Here is a 24,004-nt window from a genome sequence, read left to right as displayed (position 1 = left end):
TCCGCCGCCTCAGGCGCGCGGATGATGCTGTTGATGTAACTGACGCAGACGCTCGGTCGCAACATGCGTGTAAATCTGCGTAGTAGAGAGATCGCTGTGTCCCAATAGCATCTGTACGACACGGAGATCCGCGCCGTGGTTCAACAGATGCGTGGCAAAGGCGTGGCGTAACACGTGCGGCGAAAGCTTATCGCTGTCGATGCCCGCCAGCGTGGCGTAATGCTTGATCCGGTGCCAGAACGTCTGGCGCGTCATCTGCTGCGCCCGATTGCTGGGAAACAGCACATCAATAACCTGCCCGTTCAGCAGCCAGGGGCGGCCATACTCCATATATTGTTCCAGCCAGTGTATCGCCTCTTCCCCCAGCGGCACCAGCCGCTCTTTGTTGCCTTTACCAATTACGCGCACCACGCCCTGACGCAGGCTAACATCGCTGACCGTTAATCCTACCAGCTCAGAAACGCGCAGGCCGGTCGCGTAAAGCAGTTCCAGCATCGCTTTATCGCGCAGTTCAATTGGCTGTTCAACGCTGGGCGCCTGTAACAGCCGCTCCACCTGCGCTTCCGAAAGATCTTTTGGCAGGCGCTGCGGCAGCTTAGGCGACGAGAGCAATGCGCTGGGATCGTCATCGCGCAGTTTTTCACGGTAGAGATACTGAAACAGACGGCGCATCGCGCTGAGCAGACGCGCTGAGCTGGTGGCTTTATAGCCGCCCTCCACGCGCTCAGCAAGAAAAGCCTGTAAATCGGCAGCGTCGGTCTGCAGCAAAGATCGTTGATGATGCGCCAGCCAGCCGGTAAGTGACTGAAGGTCCTGGCGGTATGACGCCAGGGTATTTTGCGCCAGATTACGTTCGATCCACAGCGCATCCAGAAACTGTTCAATGAGATCGTTATCCTGCACTTTCCCCTCTTTGCGCATCTGTGTGATTTTGCCTTCATTATGCCTGAAAGCGGCAGCCTTCTGATACAATTGCGCCCATCTGAAGACCGTTATGAGTAGATTTTCCGTATGAAGATTGGCCTTTTTTACGGTTCCAGCACCTGTTATACCGAGATGGCCGCGGAGAAAATCCGCGACTTTATCGGCGAGGAGCTGGTAACGCTGCACAACCTGAAAGATGACTCCCCGGCGCTGATGGAACAGTACGATATGCTGATCCTCGGTATTCCTACCTGGGATTTCGGCGAACTACAGGAAGACTGGGAAGCGGTATGGCAGGAAATCCCGGATCTTAATCTGCGCGGAAAGGTGGTGGCGCTGTATGGAATGGGCGATCAGCTGGGTTACGGCGAGTGGTTTCTCGATGCTTTAGGGATGCTGCATGACCTGCTGGCGCCGATGGGCGTGCAGTTTGTTGGCTTCTGGCCGACGGAAGGCTATGAGTTTACCAGTCCGAAGCCGCTAACTGCCGATGGCAAGCAGTTTGTGGGCCTGGCGCTGGATGATGTGAACCAGTTCGATGTAAGCGATGAGCGCATCGCGCAGTGGTGTGAGCAGATCCTGACGGAAACCGCTGCCTTGCTATAAAGGCTGCCTGTTGCAGGCGATCTCAGGTTTGAACACCTGGGATTAGCCTGTTAAACAAAAGCGAAAGAAAGCAGAAATTTACAGGCACGATGGCTGATGAGCGCAGCGACTTAAACGTACGTTGACTGATAAACACAGCAACTTAAACCCGTGTGGCCTGATAAACACAGCAACCTAAAGGCACGTTGTCTGATGAACGCAGCCGAATACGGTTTTTCGTCCAATGCAGGCCCAGTCAGAAACGGGCCTCGCCGATTTCTTACAGATACCCTTTCAGCAGGCGGCGCAACGCACGCCAGTTCGCTTCGCTCATGCTGTCGCGCATCAACCACAGAGAGAACCGTTTTCCCCGCTCCGTGCGTAAAGAAAGCAGCACGCCAAAAGGTAAGGCAAAAGGCGGTCGCGTCACCTGAGCGCTATGTTGCTGCCAGTGCCAGCAACGGCTTTCATCGGCCACCAATGACCCACATAACTGCCGCTGTAAGCGTAAACGATGCCGCAACTCCAGCATTAACAGCAGTAATAGCCCGACAATAAACGGCGTTAGCGGTAGCGGCCAGGGCAGCAGCAACAGCGCAACAACGACCGGCATATAGAGCGCCAGCGTAATACGCTGCGCCCATGCCGATGGAGAGAGATCAGATTGCCACCGCGCCACGTTCCGGCCCACGCTGCTGATTGCGCGTCTGGATCAGCTGCACCATGCGTTTCAACTCGGCATCAGCCGGCTCGCCGTGATTCATCAGCCAGTTAAACAGATCCGGGTCGTCGCTTTTCAACAGGCGAATAAACAGCGCCTTGTCGTCATCGCTTAACGAATCATATTCATATTTAAAGAAAGGCATGATAGCGATGTCCAGCTCCAGCATGCCGCGGCGGCAGGCCCAGTGAATACGGGATTTATCATTAATATCCATGTGTTCCGTCATCGGTTAGCTCAACTATGCTGGCTAGTGTAGCGCTTTTTCTGCAGGCTGTTGAAAGCAAATTCGCTCCCTGCGCGCCGCGCCGCAAAGCGCTATGACAAGTTGCAGGGTTATCACGCGATTTGTGCGTCGGTTTCGGGAAACAGGTTGCAAAGCCCACTTGCTCTTTTAATATGAAGTCACATTTGTTATTCACTGACTCTTCAGGATCTCGCTATGCCTGACTTTATTTTTCCACCGCGTCAGCCTGTTGCTTCATCCCGGCTGCCGCTGACGTTAGTTTCACTGGAAGACTGGGCGCTGGTTTCCGTTCAGGGCGCAGACAGCACCAGCTATTTACAGGGCCAGGTCACGCTGGATGTTGCCGCGCTGCCTGCAGAAAAGCATTTGCCCTGCGCGCACTGCGATGCCAAAGGGAAAATGTGGAGCAACCTGCGCCTGTTCCACCGTGGCGAAGGCTATGCCTATATTGAGCGCCGCAGCCTGCGCGATACGCAGATTGCGGAACTGAAGAAATACGCAGTTTTCTCTAAAGTTACTATAGCCGCCGATGAAAACGCGGTGCTGCTTGGTGTTGCAGGCTTTCAGGCCAGAGCGGCGTTAACCAACCGCTTTGCCGCCCTGCCGGATGCGCAATCGCCGGTAGTGCAGGATGGCGACTCAACACTGCTATGGTTTGATACGCCTGCTGAGCGTTTTCTGCTGGTAACAACGGCGGAAAAGGCCAGCGAACTGAAACAGGCGCTGGCGGGCGAAGCTCAGCTCAATGACAGCAAGCAGTGGCTGGCGCTGGACATTGAAGCGGGTTTGCCGGTGCTGGGTGATAAAACCAGCGCCCAGTTGATTCCGCAGGCGACCAATTTACAGGCGCTTGATGCCATCAGCTTTAAGAAAGGCTGCTACACCGGCCAGGAAATGGTGGCGCGCGCTAAATTTCGCGGCGCCAACAAACGCGCCCTTTACTGGCTGGCGGGCAAAGCGGGCCGCGTGCCGGACGCGGGCGATGCGCTGGAATTGAAGATGGGTGAAAACTGGCGGCGTACCGGTACCATTCTGGCTGCGGTTCAACTGGAATCGGGCGAAGTTTGGGTGCAGGCGGTGCTGAATAACGATCTGGAAGCAGACAGCGTGCTGCGTGTGCAGGGCGATGAAGGCGGTCAGCTGGCGATTCAGCCGCTGCCCTACTCGCTGGCGGACGCGTAATTTCCCGGTTGGCAACATAAGAAAAGGCGGCTCGCAGCCGCCTTTTTTATTGATCCCGTTGCGCCAGCACCAGGCGTTTTTTAGGCTCGCATCGCCGCAGAAGCCATCTTTCTGCCGTTCTCATTACAGCACGTAGAGATAGATCGCCAGAAAGTGGCAAATGCTGCCGCCCAGCACAAAGCCATGCCAGATGGCATGATTATAAGGAATGCGCTTCGCGACATAAAAAATAACACCCAGCGTATAAATAATTCCGCCTGCCGCCAGCAGCCAGACGCCGCCGGGCTCCAGCTCCATAGCCAGCTCATAAATCACAATTACCGATAGCCAGCCCATCAGCAAATAAGTCACCAGCGATAGCGCCTTAAAGCGATGAATAAACAACAACTTAAAGATAATACCCGCCAGCGCCAGGCTCCAGATAACAATCATCAGGCCGTGTGCTAACGGTGAATTAAGTCCCACCAGCAAAAACGGCGTATAGGTTCCGGCAATCAACAGATAAATTGCACAGTGATCCAGCTTTTTCAGCCAGAATTTAGCGCGCGGGTAAGGAATTGCGTGATACAGTGTCGAGGCGAGAAACAGCAAAATAATACTGCCGCCGTACAGGCTGTAGCTCACAAGCGCGACAATTCCCGCATTCGCCGCCATCGCCTGATTCAGTAACAAAACCAGCCCAACGATCCCGAAAATACAGCCAATACCGTGGCTAATGCTGTTAGCGACCTCCTCTGCGAGAGAATATCCCTCTGCTAATGCGCTTTTATTTGTCATTTTTTTGCTCCATCCTCGGCTAATTCACTGTGCCGAAAACGAAAATCGTTACCGAAAAACACTGTTGAATTTCTACGCACCCACAGCCTAGACGAGAAACCTTTCAGTGTACACGTGTAAGCTTAAATAATTTTATGTCACTCTGTTACCGCCTTCTTCATCGGCGGCAAAGGCAAAATCTGGTAAGGTATGGCGCGGGAATCAATGACGGATACAGCATGTTTACGCACAGCATAATTTCAACGCTCAATGACACAGAGATGATGGTTTACAACACCGTTATCAAAAGCGGTGACAAAGTGATGTATATGACCATCCGTGAGCTGGCCGATGCCGCAGGTGTCTCCACCACCTCGGTATTACGCTTTTGTCGTAAAATGCAGTGCGACGGATATTCTGAATTTCGTATTCGATTTAAATTATATCTGGAGCAGGAACAGCTGCGGCCCATTAATTATGGCGTCAATGAACTGGTCAGCTTTTTTAAAAGCATTAATAACGATGAATTTGAGCATTTAATTAGCCAGGCGGTAGAACATATTCTGGCAGCGCAACGTATTATTTTCGTCGGCGCAGGCACCTCCGGCACATTAGGAAAATATGGCGCGCGTTTTTTCTCTAATGTCGGAAAATTCAGTAATTATATTGATGACCCTTATTATCCGGTCAGCAGCGATATGTATAAGGACGCGGTGGCGATTATTCTCTCTGTCTCTGGTGAAACGGAAGAGATCCTACGGCTTGCCAGCCAGTTCAGCCTGAATCGTTGCAAAATCATTACTATTACCAACAGTGAAACCAGCTCGCTGGCTAAGCTGGCCGATTTTAATATCTCCTGCCATATGCCTTTAATTCGCATGAACGGCGGCCTCGATATTACGACGCAGGTGCCAACCATGTATATTATCGAAACCATTGGTCGTAAACTCGCCAGCCGCCAGATAAAATAAAACAGGCTGTTTTTTACAGGTAACAAGTTACGTTTGTCACGTTTCGTTATAACGTGACATTCTGCCGCGCTTTGCTAAACTCCGGTCAACGCTTTTCATCAGAACGCTATATTTTCCGCATCCTTTTAACCGGCCGCCTTGTTATTTTTGCCGCCGTTTAATGAAATATTCGGGCTGCGCGTGAATCGGATCGTTTTTTACTGCAACAGTAAGGAATTGTTTATGACAAAACAGCAACAGTTACCAAAAGATTTCCTTTGGGGCGGCGCCGTTGCCGCGCATCAGGTTGAAGGCGGCTGGGATCAGGGCGGTAAAGGCATCAGTATCTGTGACGTACTGTCCGGCGGCTCCCACGGCGTCGATCGTGTAATGACCGATGGCGTACAGCCTGGCTATAACTATCCGAATCACGAAGCGGTTGATTTTTATCATCGCTATAAAGAAGACGTGGCGCTGTTTGCCGAGATGGGCTTTAAATGCTTCCGTACCTCTATCGCCTGGACGCGTATTTTCCCCAACGGCGATGAGCTGGAGCCGAACGAAGCGGGTCTGCAATTTTATGACGACCTGTTCGATGAGCTGCTGAAGCACGGCATTGAGCCGGTGATCACGCTGTCCCATTTTGAGATGCCGTGGCATCTGGTGAAGCAGTACGGTGGCTGGCTGAACCGGAAAGTGGTCGATTTCTTTGTGCGCTTTAGCGAAGTGGTGATGCGCCGCTATCAGCACAAGGTGAAATACTGGATGACCTTTAACGAGATCAACAACCAGCGCACCTGGAATTATCCGTTGTTCGGCTACTGCTGTTCCGGCGTGGTATTTACCGATCATGAAAAACCTGAGCAGGCGATGTATCAGGTGATGCACCACCAGTTCGTCGCCAGCGCAAAAGTGGTTGAATTGGGGCATCGTATTAATCCCGATTTCCAGATTGGCTGCATGATCGCGATGGTGCCGGTCTATCCGTTCTCCTGTCACCCGGACGATGTGATGTTTGCCCAGGAAGCGATGCACCGTCGCTATGTATTCAGCGATGTGCAGATGCGCGGCTACTATCCTTCCTACACGCTGCAGGAATGGGCGCGCAAAGGCTACCATATTGAGATGGAAGCCGGCGACGACGAGATCCTGCGCAACGGCTGCTGCGACTATATCGGTTTCAGCTACTACATGAGCAATGCAGTGCAGGCCAATACCAAAGGCCAGGGCGTTTCCATTACCGGCTTTGAAGGCAGCGTGCCGAATCCGCACGTTAAAGCCTCTGACTGGGGCTGGCAGATCGATCCGGTTGGCCTGCGTTATTCACTGAATATTCTCTATGAGCGTTATCAGAAGCCGCTGTTTATCGTGGAAAACGGCTTCGGCGCGATCGATAAGCCGAACGCTGACGGCTTTATTGAAGATGATTACCGCATCGACTACCTGAGCGCGCACATTGAGCAGATGAAAAAGGCGGTGCTGGAAGATGGCGTTGACCTGATGGGTTATACGCCGTGGGGCTGCATTGATTGCGTATCCTTTACCACCGGCCAGTACAACAAGCGCTACGGCTTTATTCATGTGGATAAGAATGACGACGGCAGCGGCACCATGGCGCGTTCGAAGAAGAAGAGCTTCGCCTGGTATCAACAGGTGATCGCCAGCAACGGCGAACAGCTGTAAACAGAAGCTGCTGTAATTAGAAAAGGCTGGATAAATACCGGCCTTTTTTGGTTGGTAAGGTGCCTGAGCGAGGAAAACAGGCGACACCTGAACCTGAGGCAAGAGATGTTACGGCCTGGAATAAAGCGTCCCGCGCCAGGGAAGGCGCGGGCCGAGCGCGTCATGGATGACGGCCGTTGCGTCTTTACGGACGGCCGCAACATCTCTTGCAGACACATCGTCGACAGCAGCAAGCTTTAATGTTGTCTGAGTCTTTTTCCTTCAAAAACCGGCTTACTGGTATTCGCTAATCGGCACGCAGGAACAGAACAGGTTGCGATCGCCGAAGACATCATCCAGACGCTTCACCGTCGGCCAGTACTTATTGCTGCTTCCCGCCGGGAACACCGCCAGCTCGCGGCTGTAAGGATGCGACCAGTCGCTTACCAGCTCCTGCTGCGTATGCGGCGCATTGACCAGCGGATTGTCCTCCAGCGGCCATTCGCCATTCGCCACGCGATCGATCTCCATACGAATCGCCAGCATCGCATCGATAAAGCGATCCAGTTCGGCTTTCCCTTCTGATTCGGTCGGCTCCACCATCAGCGTTCCAGCTACCGGGAATGACATGGTCGGCGCATGGAATCCGTAGTCGATCAGGCGCTTGGCAATATCCAGCTCGCTAATACCGGTTTGCTCTTTCAGCGGACGAATATCCAGAATACATTCATGCGCAACACGATGATCGCGTCCGGTGTACAGCACCGGATAGGCAGACTGTAAACGGCTGGCAATATAGTTCGCGTTCAGGATCGCCACCGAACTGGCCTGCTTCAGCCCTTCCGCGCCCATCATGCGAATGTACATCCAGCTGATCGGCAGAATAGAGGCGCTGCCGAACGGTGCGGCGGAAACCGCACCCTGCTGCGTCAGCATGTCATCAATCTGCACCACGCTGTGGCCTGGTACAAACGGCGCCAGGTGCGCTTTCACGCCGATCGGCCCCATGCCCGGCCCGCCGCCGCCGTGCGGAATGCAGAAGGTTTTGTGCAGGTTAAGGTGAGAAACGTCGGCGCCGATATAGCCCGGGGTGGTAATGCCGACCTGCGCATTCATATTCGCGCCGTCGAGATAGACCTGCCCGCCATACTGGTGAACGATCTGACAAACTTCGCGAATCGTCTCTTCATACACGCCGTGAGTAGAAGGATAGGTCACCATAATGCAGGAGAGCGCGCTGCCCGCCTGCTCCGCTTTCTCGCGTAAATCATGCAGGTCGATGTTGCCCTGCTTATCGCAGGCAACGACTACCACCGTCATACCAGCCATCTGCGCCGAAGCCGGGTTGGTGCCGTGAGCGGAGCTGGGGATCAGACAGATATGACGCTCGCCCTCGTTACGGCTTTCATGATAGCGACGAATAGCCAGCAGACCAGCGTACTCGCCCTGTGCGCCGGAGTTCGGCTGCATACAGAGCGCATCATAACCGGTCAGTTGCACCAGCCACTGCGACAGCTGGCCGATCATCTGCAGATAGCCCGCCGCCTGCTCTGCCGGGCAGAACGGATGCAGCTCGGCAAATTCTGGCCAGGTAATCGGAATCATTTCAGCGGCGGCGTTAAGCTTCATGGTGCAGGAGCCGAGCGGGATCATCGCCTGGTTCAGCGCCAGATCCTTTTTCTCCAGGCTGTGCATATAACGCATCATTTCGGTTTCGCTGTGATAGCGATTAAAGACCGGATGCGTCAGGATTGGCTGCTGGCGCTGCAGCGCTGCGGGAATCGACCCGCTGTCAGCGGCAACGGCGCTATCCAGCGCGTCGATCTCCAGACCATGGTCATCGCCCAGCAGAATCGCAAACAGCGTGGCGACATCTTCGCGGCTGGTGGTTTCATCCAGCGTAATGCCCACCGCCTGATGAATATCGGTACGCAGGTTAACGCCGAAGCTGAGCGCCCGCGCTAGCACGGCGGCTTTATCGGCAACCTCAACGGTCAGCGTATCGAACCAGCTATTGTGACGCAGCGTCAGCCCGCCCTTTTGCAGACCGGCCGCCAGAATATCGGTCAGACGATGAATGCGGCTGGCGATGCGTTTCAGCCCTTCCGGCCCGTGGAACACGGCGTAAAAACCGGCAATGTTGGCCAGCAGTACTTGAGAAGTACAGATGTTGGAGTTCGCTTTTTCACGACGAATATGCTGCTCGCGCGTCTGCATCGCCATACGCAGCGCCGTATTGCCAGCGGCGTCGCGCGATACACCGATAATGCGTCCCGGCATTGAACGTTTAAACTCATCACGCGCCGCAAAAAAGGCCGCGTGCGGGCCGCCGTAGCCCATCGGCACGCCAAAGCGCTGGGAGGAGCCGAAAACAATATCCGCGCCCTGACGGCCCGGCGCTTCCAGCAGTACCAGCGCCATAAAATCGGCCGCTACGCTGACCACCACTTTACGTGCTTTCAGTGCAGCGATCAGCGTGCCATAGTTGTGAACTTCGCCAGTGGTGCCGGTCTGCTGCAGCAACACGCCAAACAGCTCATCGTGATCCAGTGCGCGTTCGGCTTTATCGATCAGAATCTCAAAACCGAAGGTTTCCGCCCGCGTTCTGACCACATCCAGCGTTTGCGGATGAACATCGTCGGCGATAAAGAATTTGTTCGCATTTTTCAGCTTGCTGACGCGCTTTGCCATCGCCATCGCTTCAGCCGCCGCGGTGGCTTCGTCCAGCAGCGATGCTGACGCGATATCCATTCCGGTTAAATCAAGCGTCAGCTGCTGGAAATTTAGCAGCGCCTCAAGACGGCCCTGGGAAACTTCCGGCTGATACGGCGTATAAGCGGTATACCAGCCTGGATTTTCCAGCAGGTTGCGCAGGATCACCGGCGGCATCAGCACCGGCGTATAGCCCATGCCGATATAAGATTTAAAACGCTGATTGCGGCTGGCGATCGCTTTCAGCTCGGCCAGTGCCTGATGCTCCGTCAGCGCATCGCCAATGGCTGGCGGGCCCGGCAGCTGAATGTCGGCGGGCACGATGCTGGTGATAAGCTCACTGAGCGAACCGGCGCCAATCGCCTGCAGCATGCTTTCCTGCTGCGCAGCGGAGGGACCAATGTGGCGTTCAATAAAGGCGCCAGTATGTTCAAGCTGGCTGAGTGTCTGAGTCATGAATCGTCAATCCTGAGGGGCTTGCTGTCACATATACGGCCAGCGTTGTAACAGCGCTGGCCTTTCACCGGGGATTATTCGTCGATGGATGCCAGATAGGCATCGGCATCCAACAGCTGATCCAGTTCAGCTTCATCGCTGGCTTTCAGACGGAACAGCCAGCCGGAGCCGTACGGCTCGCTGTTGACCTGCTCCGGCGACGCTTCCAGCTGGTCGTTAACCGCGACGATTTCACCGCTGAGCGGCGCATAAATATCGGAGGCCGCTTTAACTGACTCCGCGACCGCGCAATCATCGCCAGCGGCGAAGCTGGCGCCGACTTCCGGCAGGTCGATAAACACCATATCGCCCAGCAGCTCCTGCGCATGTTCGGTAATGCCAACGGTATAGGTGCCGTCCGCTTCCTTACGTACCCACTCATGACTTTCACGATATTTTAATTCATTTGGCACATTGCTCATCGCTGCACTCTCCTGCACTGGTTACTGAGCGACCGGCTTTCCGGCGCGAACAAAAATAGGTTTGGTGACGCTGACCGGCATTTCCCGGTTGCGGATCTGGACGATGGCGCGCGCGCCGATGCCTTGCGGAACGCGCGCCAGCGCGATGCTGCAGCCTAACGTTGGGGAAAAAGAGCCACTGGTAATCACGCCCTGCTGTAAGTTGCCCTGCGCATCGGTAAACATGACCGGCAGACCGTTCCGCAGCACGCCTTTCTCCGTCATCACCAGGCCGACCAGTTTTTCGGTGCCCTTTTCCCGCTGGAATTCCAGCGCTTCCCGGCCAATAAAAGCGCGATCGGCTGGTTCCCAGCAGATGGTCCAGCCCATATTCGCCGCCAGCGGCGAGACGCCTTCATCCATATCCTGGCCGTAAAGATTCATTCCGGCTTCCAGCCGCAGCGTGTCGCGGGCACCAAGTCCGGCTGGCTTCACGCCCGCCGCCAGCAGCTGCTGCCAGAAATCAGCGGCCTGCTCATTCGGCAGGGCGATCTCATAACCACTTTCACCGGTATAGCCAGTGGTGGCGATAAAGAAGCCGTCCGACTCTACGCCGAAGAAAGGCTTCATGCCGCTGACAGCCTGCCGCTGCGCCTCGCTAAACAGCGTTTGCGCCTTCTGCTGGGCCTGCGGGCCTTGCACGGCAATCAGCGCCAGATCGTCACGTTCCTGAAGCGTAACGTTGAACGGTTCGGCATGTTCGCTAATCCAGGCTAAATCCTTTTCGCGCGTGGCCGAGTTGACCACCAGCCGGAACCAGTCATCGCTCATAAAGTAAACAATCAAATCATCGATTACGCCACCGGAGGCGTTTAGCATGGCGCTGTAAAGCGCTTTGCCTGGCTGCGTCAGACGGGCAACGTCATTCGCTAACAGAATGCGCAGGAATTCCCGCGTCTGTTCGCCGCGCAGATCGACAATGGTCATATGGGAGACATCAAACATACCGGCATCATTACGCACCGCATGATGTTCATCCATCTGCGAGCCGTAGTGCAGCGGCATCATCCAGCCGTGGAAATCAACCATGCGGGCACCGCAGGCCTGATGCTGTTCATATAAAGGAGTCTGCTTCATAACATTCCTGTGCGTTAACGGGGTAACCAGACGCTAAAAGTTGCTAAAACGCCTGACGCAAACGTTCTCTTTTTCCCGACGTTACCACTGAATGCGCGGTTTAACCATAAGCTAAACAAGGGCGAATTCAGGGCAGCAGCGTTTAAGGCCTCGTCGATTGTGCAGAGTTTTTCACTGAAAAAATGCGTCGCAAGGCACATAACCAACAACAGAAGCGTAACAAAGCAGTTTAAAAACCAGACAGGTATCGAATTACGTTAAAAAAAGCCGCTGAGGAAAACGCTGTTACATGAGTAAAAGTAATGCGAATTAGCAGGTGAAATTAGAATAATTCAAACGAGAAGATCAAAAGCGTGCAGCCGCATCATGATAGTGCAAGCCGACAGCAAGGTTGGCAGAAGCAGAGATTAAGTCTTTGTTTAGCATTAAAAAGGGCCATTTGGCCCTTTTACTGGAAGGTGCTTAGCGTAGCCATTCCGGTAGGTCATGTAATCCCATCGCCTGCTTAAGCAGTCGAGGCTTAACGCCAGGCAGGTTATCCGCCAGCCGCAGGCCGACATCCCGTAAGAATTTTTTCGCCGGATTATTGCCAGCGAACAGTTCACGGAAGCCCTGCATGCTGGCTAACATCATGGCCGCGCTGTGTTTGCGGCTGCGCTCATAACGGCGCAGATAAAGATGCTGACCAATATCTTTGCCCTGCTGATGCAGACGTCGGATCTCCCCCGTCAGCTCGGCGGCATCCATAAATCCCAGGTTAACGCCCTGACCAGCAAGCGGATGAATGGTGTGCGCGGCATCGCCAACCAGCGCCAGGCGATGGGCGGCGAACTGGCGGGCATAGCGCGCCATCAGCGGAAACGTCTGGCGATCGCTCTCCAGCTCGCACAGCCCCAGGCGCATATCAAAGGCCACCGACAGCTGCTGATTAAATAACGCGGCAGGCATTTCACGCAGTCGGGTGGCTTCCTGCGGCGACAGTGACCAGACGATGGAACTGAGATGCGGATCGCTCAGCGGCAGAAAGGCCAGAATACCTTCACCATGAAACACCTGGCGCGCCACCGACTGATGCGGCTGTTCAGTGCGGATGTTGGCCACCAGCGCGTGATGCTCGTAATCCCAGAACGTTAAGGGAATATCCGCTTTATCACGCAGCCAGGAGTGCGCGCCGTCCGCCGCGATCAACAGACGCGCGCTCATCATGCTGCCGTCCTGCAGGGTCACGAAGGCTTCGTTATCGCCAAAAGCCACCTGTTGGAGCTGAGCGGGCGCCAGCAGCGTAATATCGCTCAGCTGCTGCGCGCGCTGCCACAACGCCTGATGAATCACCTCATTTTCAATGATATGTCCAAGGTGGCTAATCTCCTGCGGCTCATCAAATTCGATACGGCCAAAGCTGTCGCGATCCCACACTTCCATGCCGTGATAGCTGCTGGCGCGCTGTGCCAAAATCGCTGACCAGACATCGAGATGCTGTAGCAGCCGCTCGCTGGCCGCATTAATCGCCGAAACGCGCAGCCCGTGCGGGCCGCTGGCGTTAAAAGGTGTCGGCGCCGCTTTTTCCAGCACCGCGATGCGCAATCCGCAACCCTGTAATCCGCAGGCTACCGCCAGTCCAACCATACCGCCACCGGCGATTACCACATCATAAGTTTGCATTGAAATCCTCTTTTCAGCGCGCTACCCAGCCAAGCGTCCGCTCCGCCAGTCGGTTGCGCAGCCAGGGTAAATTATCCATTGTCATCAGGCCCAGGTTGCGGCCAACCACCAACGGCAGATAGCGGTTGGCAAACAACCGTACCAGTCCGTCGGTCACGCCGATGGTGGCTGCACGGTCAGCCACGCGCCGCTGGCTATAGCGCTGCAATACGGCAAAGCTGCCCGGATCGGCCTGTTCACGATGCGCCGCCGCCAGAGTTTCCGCCAGCGACATTACATCACGAATGCCCAGGTTAAAGCCCTGACCGGCAATCGGGTGCAGCGTTTGCGCCGCATTGCCGACTACCGCCAGCCGATGCGCGACTGTCCGATCGGCCTTTTGCAGTGCTAAAGGATAGCTGTAACGCAGCCCTGTGTGGGTAAAACGCCCCAGCCGCCAGCCAAATGCCTGCTGCAGCTCGGCCAGAAATTCGGCGTCGCTCCAGTTATTGATACGGGACTGGGCTTCAGGCGGATGGCACCAGACCAGCGAGCTGCGCCCGTTTGACATCGGCAGCAGCGCCAGCGGGCCATATTGCGTAAAGCGCTCGAAAGCCCGCCCCTGATGGGCGAGTTGCGTGGTTACATTAGCGATAACGGCAATCTGCTGGTAATCCTCGCTGTGCCACTGGATGCCGCAGGCCGCGGCGGTATGCGAGCGGGAGCCGTCGGCAGCCACCAGCAAACTTCCCTGCAGCGTCTCGCCGCCGGAAAGCGTAACGCTCACGCTATCCTGATGACGCTCAACGCGGCTAACCTGCTCTGGACAGCGCAGCGTGACGCCTGGCGCCTTGCGTAACTGCTGATAAAGCCGGTTTCCTACTTCATGCAGTTCAACCACATTGCCCAGCGCGCTGACGCCATAGTCAGCGGCCGCCATGTTCACAAATCCCGCATGGCCGCGATCGCTGACGTGAACATGGGTAATCGGCGTGGCGCAGTCGGCCAATGCGGGCCACACATTGATGGCCGCCAGCTGTTGGCAGGTGCCTGCCGCCAGCGCAATCGCTCGTCCATCGTATCCCGGATGGGCTCGATCGCCCGGCGCGACCGCTTCAATCAGCGTCACCGGCAGTTTTCCCTGGGTCAGATGTGACAGCGCCAGCGCCAGGGTTGCGCCGGTCATGCCGCCGCCGGCAATGATTACGCTCATGCCTGCTGCGCTGCCGCCATCAGCGCTTCGATAGCATCGGCATCTTTCACCACGCTATCGGTCAGATTTTCATTGCCCTGTTCGGTGATCAGAATGTCATCCTCAATACGGATGCCGATCCCACGGTATTCCGCCGGAACGTCCGCATCGGGCGCAATATAAAGCCCCGGTTCAACGGTCAGCACCATGCCTGGTTCCAGAATGCGCCCGCGATCCGGCGTACCGTAATGGCCGACGTCATGCACATCCAGCCCCAGCCAGTGGCTCAGGCCGTGCATAAAGAATTGACGATGCGCGTTTTCAGCCATCAGCAGTTCCACATCACCCTGCATCACGCCCAGCTCAACCAGGCCGGTTACCATTACTCTCACCACTTCTTCGTTGACTTCACGAATGCTGGTGCCGGGACGGAACAGCGCCAGCGCCTTATAAAGTGACGCCAGTACGATGTCATAAATGGCGCGCTGCGGCGCACTAAACTTGCCGCTCACCGGAAAGGTGCGGGTAATATCGCCCGCGTAGCCGTGAAATTCACAGCCCGCATCAATCAGCACCAGGTCGCCCGCGCGCAGCTCGCTCTCATTTTCGGTGTAGTGCAGAATGCAGGCGTTTTCGCCGCTGCCAACAATGGTGTTATAAGAAGGATGACGCGCGCCGTGACGGGTAAATTCATGATGGATCTCGCCGGCAAGCTGGTATTCAAACATGCCGGGCCGACAGGTTTGCATCGCCCGCGTATGGGCCAGCGCGCTGATTTCTCCGGCGCGCCGCAGGATGTCGATCTCCTCCGGGCCTTTGAACAGGCGCATTTCATGAACCCAGGGACGCCAGTCGGTGAGCGTATCGGGTGCCTGAAGGTTTTGACGAAAGCCGCGACGCAGCTTTTCCAGCGCGCTAAAAACAATCCGATCGGCAAATTCATATTCGCCCTGCGCGTGATAAACCACGTCCAGCCCGTTCAGCAACTGATGAAGCTGCTCATCCAGCGTATCCCAGGGCAGCGCCCGATCGACGCCCAGCTTCTCCGGCGCCGCTTCCTGCCCTAAACGACGGCCAAACCAAATTTCCGCCTGCTTATCACGCACGCGGTTAAACAACACGCTGTGGTTATGAGTGTCATCGCTTTTAATCAACACCAGCAGCGCTTCAGGCTCGTTGTATCCGGTGAAATACCAGAAATCGCTGTTCTGTCGGTAAGGATATTCACTGTCCGCGCTGCGCGTCACTTCCGGCGCAGCAAAAATCAACGCCGCGCTGCCTGAAGCCATACGCGACAGCAGCGCCTGACGGCGCTGCAAAAAAGTATCCAGCGTAATCATCCGTATCTTCTCCCTGAGTTAGGCCGCCGCGCGGCGCTGGCAAACGAAACGATCAGTGCAGCGTCGGCTTTTTGGCTTCCGGCGCGGTCGGCATTACCGGCTGGTTAAAGGTTTCATGGCACAGTAGAGCGGCAACGCGTACATACTCAATGACTTCTTCGAGCGACTGCGCCAGCTCTTCCTGATCGTCTTCTTCATCATAGCCAAGCTGGCCGATGGTGCGCAGGTCGTCGATGGCCTCGCCCGCTTCGCCTTTCACCTTATCCAGTTTAGGCTGCGTTACGCCCAGGCCTAACAGAAAATGATTAACCCAGCCCGCTAATGCATCGGCTCGCTCAAAAACGCTGCTTTCGTCTTCATCCGGCAGCAGCAGCTGAAACAAAAAGCCCTCTTCTTCCAGCGTGTCCTGAATATGCGCGTGCAGTTCCTGCAACGGCTGCGACAGCGACTGGGAAAACGCTAAGCCCTCATTAGTGAGATCGTGTACCAGCGTTTTCCAACTGTGATCTTTATTGCCACCGCAGACAATGCCGCTAATCAAACCGTGCATTTCGGCCGGTGTCATTCCTGTCCCCTGTTGGGTCAGAACGGATGCCAGCGCCTGGTAGCCCGGCTGTGTGTTATCTGTAGACATATTCATTATCATCGTTGGCGGATTAAGTTCGTGTTATGCTACCACCAGGTGCCTTGAGGTTTCCAGAAAGGGCTTGTTTCTTCACGCAAGGGTCGATATAGTGGCGCCCCTTCTGAGCCGGAGCAGGTTCAGAACGATGCGGGCGCAGTAATCAGTCAGGAAGGTGGCATGTCTGCACAACCGGTAGATATTCAGATTTTTGGACGTTCGTTACGCGTGAATTGTCCGCCTGAACAGCAAGATGCGTTAAACGCGGCGGCGGAAGATCTTAATCAGCGGTTGCAAGATCTGAAAGTTCGCACTAGAGTCACAAATACAGAGCAGCTGGTGTTCATCGCTGCGTTGAACATTTGCCATGAGCTTGCGCAAGAAAAGGGAAAAACCCGTGACTACGCTGCTAACATGGAACAACGCATCCGAATGCTGCAACAGACCATTGAACAAGCGTTACTTGAGCAAGGTCGCATAACTGAACGCCAGGGTGCGAAGTTCGAATAAAACTTTACGGCCTGCTGTGCTACAGTGGCGGTGAAGTACAATTTCTCTGAGATGTTTGCAAGTGGGCCAGTCCCCTGAGCCGATATTTCAAAACCACAGAGTGTGGCGCTCCGTAGCCTGTGAGCATGCCCGGTCCGTCCGGGAAGCCTGATGGTTGCGACGACACATTCACCTTGAACCAAGGGTTCAAGGGTTACAGCCTACGGCGGCATCTCGGAGATTCCCTTCTTTTTTCTGTAGTTATTCCCTGCGCTCGCATTGAAATCCCTCGCTGCTGCTGTGTATAGTCGCCACATCCCCGCAGGCGCAGGATATTCTTCATGACTTTATCTCTTGAACGTCAGGCTATACGCACGCACGTCCGTCATTTGCGGCGCGGATTAACGGCTGAGCAGCAAACGCTGGCAGCGGATAGCGTCGCTGAACATGCAATCAACCTGCTGCCGGTCTCTGAAGCGCAGCATATTGCACTGTTCCTCTCGGTTGATGGCGAACTCAATACCCGGCCGCTGATTGCCCGCCTGTGGCAGCAGCACAAGCATGTCTATCTGCCGGTACTGCACCCTTTCTCGCCCGGTAATCTGCTTTTTATCCGCTATACGCCGGAAACCGTTATGACGCCGAATCGCTTACGCATTCAGGAGCCACTGCTGGATGTCAGGCAGATTATTCCGCTCGATCGGCTGGATCTGATGTTTGTACCGCTGGTGGCGTTTGATAAGCAGGGACAGCGTCTGGGAATGGGCGGCGGCTTTTACGATCGCACTCTGCAAAACTGGCGTCAGCACAATTTCCTGCCGGTAGGCTTAGCACATGATTGTCAGTTGGTTGATGCGCTGCCGGTTGCGGAATGGGATATTCCCCTGCCCGCGATTTTGACGCCTTCGCGCCTGTGGCAGTGGGAAAAATAAAACGCCGCCTGACAAGCAAGGCGGCGTAGATAGCGGTTAAACCTGAAGGCGCGATCAGTAAAGCAGGCGCGCGCGCATCGTTCCCGGAATTGCTTTCATCAACGTTAGCGCCTTATGCGCCACATCCAGCTCCGCATCAATATCGATTACTACGTAACCCATAATCGGCGTGGTTTGCAGATACTGCGCTGAAATATTAATGCCCTGCTCGGCAAAAATCTGGTTGATAGCGGTCAGCACGCCCGGACGGTTTTCATGAATGTGCAGCAAACGGCTGACGTGATCGCCGTGAGTCGGCAGCGAAACTTCCGGGAAATTGACGGCGGAAAGCGTGGAACCGTTGTCAGAGTATTTCGCCAGTTTACCCGCCACTTCAACGCCAATATTCTCCTGCGCTTCCTGGGTCGAGCCGCCGATATGCGGCGTCAGAATCACGTTATCGAACTCGCACAGCGGCGAGTTAAACGGATCGCTGTTGGTGGCTGGCTCTTCCGGGAAGACATCAATGGCCGCGCCGGAGAGATGCTTATTCGCCAGCACCTGGCAAAGCGCCGGAATATCCACCACCGTACCGCGCGAAGCGTTAATCAGCAGCGAGCCGGGTTTCATCAGCGCCAGCTCTTCTGGCCCCATCATATTCTGGGTGGAGGGCGTTTCCGGCACATGCAGGCTGACCACATCGCTCATATTCAGCAGATCGGAAAGATGGCTAACCTGGGTCGCATTGCCCAGCGGTAGTTTGTTTTCAATATCGTAGAAGAAAACGTGCATCCCCAGGCTTTCCGCCAGCACGCCCAGCTGCATACCGATATGGCCGTAGCCGATAATGCCCAGCTTTTTACCGCGCGCCTCATACGAGCCTGCCGCCTGCTTATTCCAGATGCCCCGGTGCGCCTTCGCATTCGCTTCAGGAATGCCGCGCATCAGCAGCAGCATCTCGCCAATCACCAGTTCCGCGACTGAACGCGTATTAGAGAACGGCGCGTTGAATACCGGTACGCCGCGCTTTGCCGCCGCGTCCAGATCGACCTGGTTAGTACCGATACAGAAGCAGCCCACCGCCACCAGTTTTTCAGCGGCAGCAAAAATCTCTTCAGTCAGCTGAGTACGGGAACGAATACCGATAAAGTGCGCATCGCGAATGGAGGCTTTCAGCGACTCACTGTCGAGCGCTCCTTTGTGATATTCAATATTGGTGTAACCTGCCGCACGCAAATTATCGAGCGCGCTCTGGTGGACGCCTTCCACCAGCAGAAACTTAATCTTGTCTTTCTCCAGTGATACTTTTGCCATTTCCCGACCCTATTTTGCAGACTTCAGAAGGGGCTGCGATAAGCCAGCCTTCTGCCAAAATATCAAAATTTACGCGCGCGGCAATACAAACGATTGCCTGCCGCTTAGCACGGGAAAAGGCGGTTCAGGCTGGATTCAACAGATTATGGGGAGAAGTGTGCTACAGGCAGAATGATAGCATTGCGGGTTACCGTTATGTGACATAAGTCACCAAATTACGCTGTCTGTAGAAAAGATGTTTTTTTGCAAGAAATAAGCGGCGCGGCCAGCGCGCCAGCCAGATCATTTGGTGATGGTTTTAACGCCGTCAGGCGTGCCAATCAGGGCGACATCGGCGCCGCGTGCGGCAAAAAGCCCCACGGTTACCACGCCGGGCAGCGCGTTGATTGCGCGTTCCAGCTCCGCCGGATTAACGATACTGAGATTATGCACGTCGAGAATAATGTTGCCGTTATCGGTTACCACCTGCTGACGATACTCCGGCAAACCGCCCAGCTTCACCAGCTCACGCGCCACATAAGCCCGCGCCATCGGGATCACTTCTACCGGCAGGGGAAACTTGCCCAGCACATCGACCTGCTTGGAGGCGTCGGCAATACAGATAAATTTATCTGCTACCGCGGCGATAATTTTCTCGCGCGTCAGCGCGGCGCCGCCGCCTTTGATCATCTGCATCTGCGGGTTAATTTCATCGGCGCCATCGACATAAACCGCCAGCGAATCCACTTCGTTAAGGTCAAAAACCGGAATTCCCAGGCTTTTTAACTTCAGCGTGGAGGCTTCCGAGCTGGAGACGGCGCCGTCGATTTGATGTTTAATCGAGCCGAGCGCATCGATAAAATGCGCGGCGGTCGATCCCGTCCCCACGCCGACGATGGTGCCCGGTGTGACATAATCCAGCGCGGCCCAGCCGACTGCTTTTTTCAGTTCATCCTGCGTCATGGTATGTTTAAAACCTGTGCTAATGGTGAGCGCGTAGTATAAAACAAGCGCTGGCTAAAGTGCGTGTTGCTGCGCAGCGTTTTGTCGCTTTGCAAAGCAGCCCACAAACCGCCGCGCGTATCGGCTGCGGCAAGGCATTAATTTTATGGCAGTCCGGCATTCCTGAAGGAGAACAGAACAACAATGAAAAGACCCGACTATCGAACGCTTCAGGCTCTGGATGCTGTGATCCGTGAGCGCGGCTTTGAACGCGCGGCGCAAAAACTCTGTATCACCCAATCAGCAGTATCGCAGCGCATTAAGCAGCTGGAAAATATGTTTGGCCAGCCGCTATTGGTTCGTACTATTCCGCCGCGCCCGACCGAACAGGGGCAGAAGCTGCTGGCGCTGCTGCATCAGGTAGAACTGCTGGAAGATGAGTGGCTGGGTGATGAAAACGGCGGCACCACGCCGCTGCTGCTGTCGCTGGCGGTGAACGCCGACAGTCTGGCGACCTGGCTGCTGCCCGCCTTAAAAGATGTCCTGACCGATTCGCCGGTACGCCTGAATTTACAGGTAGAAGATGAAACCCGCACGCAGGAACGCTTACGTCGCGGCGAAGTGGTCGGCGCCGTCAGTATTCAGCCGCAGCCACTGCCCAGCTGCCTGGTGGATCGCCTTGGCGCGCTGGATTACCTGTTTGTCGGCTCACGCGAATTTGCCGCGCGCTACTTCCCGAACGGCGTCACGCGTTCGGCGCTGCTGAAAGCGCCAGCGGTCGCCTTTGACCATCTTGATGATATGCACCAGGCCTTTCTGCAGCAGAATTTCGACCTTTCGCCCGGCAGCGTTCCCTGCCACATCGTTAACTCGTCTGAAGCCTTTGTGCAGCTGGCGCGGCAGGGTTCTACCTGCTGTATGATTCCACATCTGCAAATTGAACGGGAGCTGGCCAGCGGTGAACTCATCGATTTGACGCCTGGCCTCTATCAGCGCCGGATGCTGTACTGGCACCGTTTTGCGCCGGAAAGCCGTCTGATGCGCAAAGTGACCGACGCGCTGCTGGCGCACGGACATCGTGTACTGCGTCAGGAAGATGAGACAGTCAGCGGGTAATACGAGCGGGTAATAAAAAAGGCGACCTGAGTCGCCTTTTTTATTTAGTTGCGCTGTAGCTCAAACACCACATCAACCTGATCGTCGAAATGAATGCTCTGCTGCTCATAGGTTTGTGCAGCGGAGGCCATCGGCGCGGCATCAGCAGCTTTATACATACGCGCTATCGGCATGGGCTGATAGTTGGCGACATGATAACGCACACTGTAAACCTGCCCCAGCTTGGCATTAAAGCCTTGCGCCAGTGCCGCCGCCTGTTGAGTCGCATTTTCAATCGCCGCCTGACGCGCCTTCGCTTTATAGTCATCCGGGTTAGCAACGCCCAGCTCAACGGAACGTATTTCATTGAGGCCTGACTTCAGCGCGCCGTCCAGCAGGTCGTTTAGCTTATCCAGCTGACGCAGCGTCACCTGTACCTGACGCACTGCGCGGTAGCCTTTCAGAACCGATTTGCCTTCTTTGGTGTAGTCATATTCGGGCTGCGTGCGCAGGTTCGCCGCATCAATATCTTTCTTCTCTATGCCGTTTTTACTCAGCAGGTCAAAATATTGCGCGACGCGCTCGTCGGCCTGTTTCTTCGCCTCCGCGGCATCCTTTGAAGAAACGTTGACCTCGATCGCCAGCGTGGCGATATCAGGCCGGGCATCTACGCTGGCCTGGCCGGAGGTCACAATATGCGGCCCGTTGGGTAGCTCATCAGCCTGAGCGATCAGGGGCGCGGCGCTTAATCCCATTACGGTGGCCAGAGCCAGTGCTTTCAGTTTCACGAAAGGTCCTCCTTGAAGACAGAACAAATTAACGGAGCGTCGTACTGGCAACGACCATCACGACGCTGCAAGCCTGCCATAAGCCAGGAGCAGGCAACATGCGTGTTCCTCTGAGTTTTTATTGTGGCAAAAGTTTCCTTTTTTGCCGCCCCGCCACATTTAATTCCGCTATTGATTTAATGAAAACCAGCCAGCGCCTGTAATGCCAGCTTCAGGGCGATAATCCACATCACCAGTCCGACGAAAAGATTAATGATGCGCTGTGCGCCCACCGTGCTTAAACGCGGCGACAGCCAGGCGGCCAGCAGCGCCAGACTAAAGAACCAGATTAACGAGGCGCTGACCGTGCCCAGTGCGAACCAGCGGCGCGCCTCCTCAGGCAATTGCCCGCCGAGACTGCCCAGCACCACAAACGTATCGAGATAGACATGCGGATTAAGCCAGGTAACCGCAACCAGCGTGGCGATAATCCGCCAGCGGCTCTGCTGCTTAACCTGCGCGCTGACCAGCGAAATATCGGCGCTGATGGCCGCGCGCAATGCGCCCCAGCCATACCACAGCAGAAAAGCGACGCCGCCCCAGGTCACCAGATTCAGCAACAGCGGAGACTGATTCAGCAGCGCGCTACCGCCGAAAACGCCGGCGCAAATCAGGATAATATCGCTCAGGGTGCAAAGTGCGGCGGTCATTAAATGATACTGCCGGCGGATGCCCTGATTAAGGACAAACGCATTCTGCGGCCCCAACGGTAATATCAGCGCCACACCCAGCGCAACGCCCTGAAAATAAACAGATAACATAAGATTTTTTCCAATAATAAAACTGGCATGCAGTGTATAGCGCGGCGGGATAAGGGGGAAATGGAAAGAATTAATGGAATATCAGCAGCGCTAATAACAGAGCGGGCGAGGTTTCCCTCGCCCGACTGGCTTATGGCGCTTTAGCAATTTCTGGCTGAGGCGGCGTGTCCTCAGCAGATTTCACCTGATGCAGATGAACATCCATTTGCGGGTAAGGAATACCGATGCCGTGCGCATCCAGCGTGCGCTTGAAGTTCTTCATCAGATCCCAGTAAACATCCTGTAGATCGCCGCTGTTGCTCCAGCAACGCACCACAAAGTTCAGCGAAGAGGCCGCCAGCTCGTTCAGGCCAATCTGAACACCACGATCCTGCAATACGCGCGGATCGGCATCAACCACTTCACGCAGCAGCGAAATCACCTGATCCACATCAGCATCGTAAGCCACGCCAATGATAAATTCGTTACGGCGCACCGGCTCGCGCGAGAAGTTAACAATATTGCCAGCAATAATTTTACCGTTTGGCACCACTACGATTTTACCGTCGCCGGTACGCAGCGTCGTCGAGAAGATCTGTACGTGTAATACCGTACCCATTACGCCGCCAAGATCGACGAACTCACCGGTACGGAACGGGCGGAAGGTCACCAGCAGCACGCCCGCAGCAAGGTTAGAGAGCGACCCCTGCAATGCCAGGCCGACGGCCAGGCCAGCCGCACCCAGCACCGCGATAACCGATGCCGTTTGCACGCCGACGCGCCCCAGCGCCGCAATCAGCGTAAAGGCGATAATGCCGTAACGTACCAGTGCCGACAGGAAATCAGCCACGGTAGCGTCAATATGGCGCGCCACCAGCAAACGGTTTATACCGTTCGCAATGACACGCGCGATAATCATCCCCACGATAAGGATGGCGATAGCGGCGACAATGTTGACCGCATAACTCAGCAACAGCGCCTGGTTATGAACCAACCAGCCGCCTGCGCTGTTAATGCCGTTTACCACATTTAAATCTTCCATTTATCCACCCTGTTATTAGTTCCCCAATGCAATTATTAGAACCGCCAGTAAAGAGCCGACGAACCATTAAACAAGGGTAAACAATAACGAAGCGATTC

The 24,004-nt window shown here is 55.3% G+C and carries 23 protein-coding genes and 1 other RNA gene; 8 read left to right on the top strand and 16 right to left on the bottom strand.

The annotated features are described in order from the left end of the window. Nucleotides 1-9: 9 nt before the first annotated feature. Complete coding sequence (gene xerD / locus P3C52_RS11930; RefSeq protein WP_275555213.1) at nucleotides 10-921, bottom strand: site-specific tyrosine recombinase XerD; 912 nt, start codon at nucleotides 919-921, stop codon at nucleotides 10-12. 90 nt (nucleotides 922-1,011) lie between these two features. On the opposite strand from xerD, the gene fldB reads away from it, so the two are divergent. Beyond that, nucleotides 1,012-1,530 carry a flavodoxin FldB gene (gene fldB / locus P3C52_RS11925; RefSeq protein WP_275555211.1) on the top strand — a complete coding sequence of 173 codons (519 nt, stop codon included), beginning with the start codon at nucleotides 1,012-1,014 and terminating at the stop codon, nucleotides 1,528-1,530. Between the two features lie 259 nt (nucleotides 1,531-1,789). On the opposite strand, the gene P3C52_RS11920 is transcribed toward fldB, so the two are convergent. Together P3C52_RS11920 and sdhE are read right to left on the bottom strand one after the other, a co-directional pair. Then, nucleotides 1,790-2,188: a protein YgfX gene (locus P3C52_RS11920; RefSeq protein WP_275555210.1), complete on the bottom strand. Its 399-nt coding sequence runs from the start codon at nucleotides 2,186-2,188 to the stop codon at nucleotides 1,790-1,792. Beyond that, on the bottom strand, nucleotides 2,169-2,447 hold the full coding sequence (gene sdhE, locus P3C52_RS11915) for an FAD assembly factor SdhE (RefSeq protein WP_085070265.1): 279 nt from the start codon (nucleotides 2,445-2,447) through the stop codon (nucleotides 2,169-2,171). Before sdhE ends, P3C52_RS11920 begins: the two co-directional genes overlap by 20 nt. 225 nt (nucleotides 2,448-2,672) lie before the next feature. On the opposite strand from sdhE, the gene ygfZ reads away from it, so the two are divergent. Then, nucleotides 2,673-3,659 (top strand): tRNA-modifying protein YgfZ, encoded by a 987-nt coding sequence (gene ygfZ / locus P3C52_RS11910; protein ID WP_275555209.1) that lies wholly within the window; start codon nucleotides 2,673-2,675, stop codon nucleotides 3,657-3,659. A 123-nt stretch (nucleotides 3,660-3,782) separates the two neighbouring features. Here ygfZ and P3C52_RS11905 read toward each other — a convergent pair whose 3' ends face one another. Next, nucleotides 3,783-4,436 (bottom strand): hemolysin III family protein, encoded by a 654-nt coding sequence (locus P3C52_RS11905; protein WP_275555208.1) that lies wholly within the window; start codon nucleotides 4,434-4,436, stop codon nucleotides 3,783-3,785. 218 nt (nucleotides 4,437-4,654) lie between these two features. On the opposite strand from P3C52_RS11905, the gene P3C52_RS11900 reads away from it, so the two are divergent. Together P3C52_RS11900 and P3C52_RS11895 are read left to right on the top strand one after the other, a co-directional pair. After that, nucleotides 4,655-5,386 carry a MurR/RpiR family transcriptional regulator gene (locus tag P3C52_RS11900; protein WP_275555207.1) on the top strand — a complete coding sequence of 244 codons (732 nt, stop codon included), beginning with the start codon at nucleotides 4,655-4,657 and terminating at the stop codon, nucleotides 5,384-5,386. Between the two features lie 222 nt (nucleotides 5,387-5,608). Continuing rightward, nucleotides 5,609-7,048 carry a 6-phospho-beta-glucosidase gene (locus tag P3C52_RS11895; RefSeq protein WP_275555206.1) on the top strand — a complete coding sequence of 480 codons (1,440 nt, stop codon included), beginning with the start codon at nucleotides 5,609-5,611 and terminating at the stop codon, nucleotides 7,046-7,048. 273 nt (nucleotides 7,049-7,321) lie between these two features. Here the strand turns inward: P3C52_RS11895 and gcvP are convergent, their stop codons facing one another. The 7 genes from gcvP to P3C52_RS11860 all read right to left on the bottom strand — a co-directional run bounded on the left by gcvP (nucleotide 7,322) and on the right by P3C52_RS11860 (nucleotide 16,579). Then, a complete protein-coding gene (gcvP, locus tag P3C52_RS11890; protein WP_275555205.1) occupies nucleotides 7,322-10,195 on the bottom strand; it encodes an aminomethyl-transferring glycine dehydrogenase in 2,874 nt (957 codons plus the stop codon). A gap of 74 nt (nucleotides 10,196-10,269) precedes the next feature. After that, a complete protein-coding gene (gene gcvH / locus P3C52_RS11885) occupies nucleotides 10,270-10,656 on the bottom strand; it encodes a glycine cleavage system protein GcvH (RefSeq protein ID WP_275555204.1) in 387 nt (128 codons plus the stop codon). Nucleotides 10,657-10,677: 21 nt separating this feature from the next. Further along, entirely contained in the window at nucleotides 10,678-11,772 is a 1,095-nt protein-coding gene (gene gcvT / locus P3C52_RS11880) for a glycine cleavage system aminomethyltransferase GcvT (protein ID WP_275555203.1), read from the bottom strand. A gap of 462 nt (nucleotides 11,773-12,234) precedes the next feature. Then, on the bottom strand, nucleotides 12,235-13,434 hold the full coding sequence (gene ubiI, locus P3C52_RS11875) for an FAD-dependent 2-octaprenylphenol hydroxylase (protein ID WP_275555202.1): 1,200 nt from the start codon (nucleotides 13,432-13,434) through the stop codon (nucleotides 12,235-12,237). 13 nt (nucleotides 13,435-13,447) lie between these two features. Beyond that, nucleotides 13,448-14,626, bottom strand: a complete 1,179-nt coding sequence (gene ubiH, locus P3C52_RS11870; protein WP_275555201.1) for a 2-octaprenyl-6-methoxyphenyl hydroxylase — start codon at nucleotides 14,624-14,626, stop codon at nucleotides 13,448-13,450. Further along, nucleotides 14,623-15,945 (bottom strand): Xaa-Pro aminopeptidase, encoded by a 1,323-nt coding sequence (gene pepP / locus P3C52_RS11865; protein ID WP_275555200.1) that lies wholly within the window; start codon nucleotides 15,943-15,945, stop codon nucleotides 14,623-14,625. The genes ubiH and pepP overlap by 4 nt, the downstream gene beginning before the upstream one ends. Nucleotides 15,946-15,997: 52 nt before the next feature. After that, a complete protein-coding gene (locus P3C52_RS11860; protein WP_275555199.1) occupies nucleotides 15,998-16,579 on the bottom strand; it encodes a YecA family protein in 582 nt (193 codons plus the stop codon). 168 nt (nucleotides 16,580-16,747) lie between these two features. Here P3C52_RS11860 and zapA point away from each other — a divergent pair, with 168 nt between their 5' ends. From zapA to P3C52_RS11845, 3 genes are all read left to right on the top strand, one after another. Further along, nucleotides 16,748-17,077, top strand: coding sequence for a cell division protein ZapA (gene zapA, locus P3C52_RS11855; protein ID WP_085070241.1), 330 nt, complete (start codon nucleotides 16,748-16,750; stop codon nucleotides 17,075-17,077). A gap of 40 nt (nucleotides 17,078-17,117) precedes the next feature. Continuing rightward, nucleotides 17,118-17,301: non-coding RNA, 6S RNA (gene ssrS, locus P3C52_RS11850), on the top strand. 96 nt (nucleotides 17,302-17,397) lie between these two features. Next, nucleotides 17,398-17,988, top strand: a complete 591-nt coding sequence (locus tag P3C52_RS11845) for a 5-formyltetrahydrofolate cyclo-ligase (RefSeq protein ID WP_275555198.1) — start codon at nucleotides 17,398-17,400, stop codon at nucleotides 17,986-17,988. Between the two features lie 54 nt (nucleotides 17,989-18,042). On the opposite strand, the gene serA is transcribed toward P3C52_RS11845, so the two are convergent. Both serA and rpiA read right to left on the bottom strand, forming a co-directional pair. Then, nucleotides 18,043-19,281 carry a phosphoglycerate dehydrogenase gene (serA, locus tag P3C52_RS11840; RefSeq protein ID WP_275555197.1) on the bottom strand — a complete coding sequence of 413 codons (1,239 nt, stop codon included), beginning with the start codon at nucleotides 19,279-19,281 and terminating at the stop codon, nucleotides 18,043-18,045. A gap of 282 nt (nucleotides 19,282-19,563) precedes the next feature. Further along, on the bottom strand, nucleotides 19,564-20,223 hold the full coding sequence (gene rpiA, locus P3C52_RS11835; protein ID WP_275555196.1) for a ribose-5-phosphate isomerase RpiA: 660 nt from the start codon (nucleotides 20,221-20,223) through the stop codon (nucleotides 19,564-19,566). 183 nt (nucleotides 20,224-20,406) lie between these two features. Here rpiA and P3C52_RS11830 point away from each other — a divergent pair, with 183 nt between their 5' ends. Beyond that, entirely contained in the window at nucleotides 20,407-21,318 is a 912-nt protein-coding gene (locus P3C52_RS11830; RefSeq protein ID WP_275555195.1) for a LysR family transcriptional regulator ArgP, read from the top strand. Nucleotides 21,319-21,362: 44 nt separating this feature from the next. Here the strand turns inward: P3C52_RS11830 and P3C52_RS11825 are convergent, their stop codons facing one another. The 3 genes from P3C52_RS11825 to mscS all read right to left on the bottom strand — a co-directional run bounded on the left by P3C52_RS11825 (nucleotide 21,363) and on the right by mscS (nucleotide 23,906). After that, entirely contained in the window at nucleotides 21,363-22,085 is a 723-nt protein-coding gene (locus tag P3C52_RS11825; RefSeq protein WP_275555194.1) for an oxidative stress defense protein, read from the bottom strand. 176 nt (nucleotides 22,086-22,261) lie between these two features. Further along, the gene (gene argO, locus P3C52_RS11820; RefSeq protein WP_275555193.1) at nucleotides 22,262-22,885 is read right to left on the bottom strand and encodes an arginine exporter ArgO; all 624 of its coding nucleotides are present in this window, start codon (nucleotides 22,883-22,885) and stop codon (nucleotides 22,262-22,264) included. 130 nt (nucleotides 22,886-23,015) lie between these two features. Beyond that, the gene (gene mscS, locus P3C52_RS11815; RefSeq protein ID WP_275555192.1) at nucleotides 23,016-23,906 is read right to left on the bottom strand and encodes a small-conductance mechanosensitive channel MscS; all 891 of its coding nucleotides are present in this window, start codon (nucleotides 23,904-23,906) and stop codon (nucleotides 23,016-23,018) included. Between the last annotated feature and the right edge of the window lie 98 nt (nucleotides 23,907-24,004).

It is taken from the genome of Mixta sp. Marseille-Q2659, from assembly GCF_940807255.1.
Lineage (GTDB): Bacteria > Pseudomonadota > Gammaproteobacteria > Enterobacterales > Enterobacteriaceae > Mixta.
The sequence above is the reverse complement of the archived record's forward strand: the minus strand, read 5'-3'. Positions and strand labels throughout refer to the sequence as shown.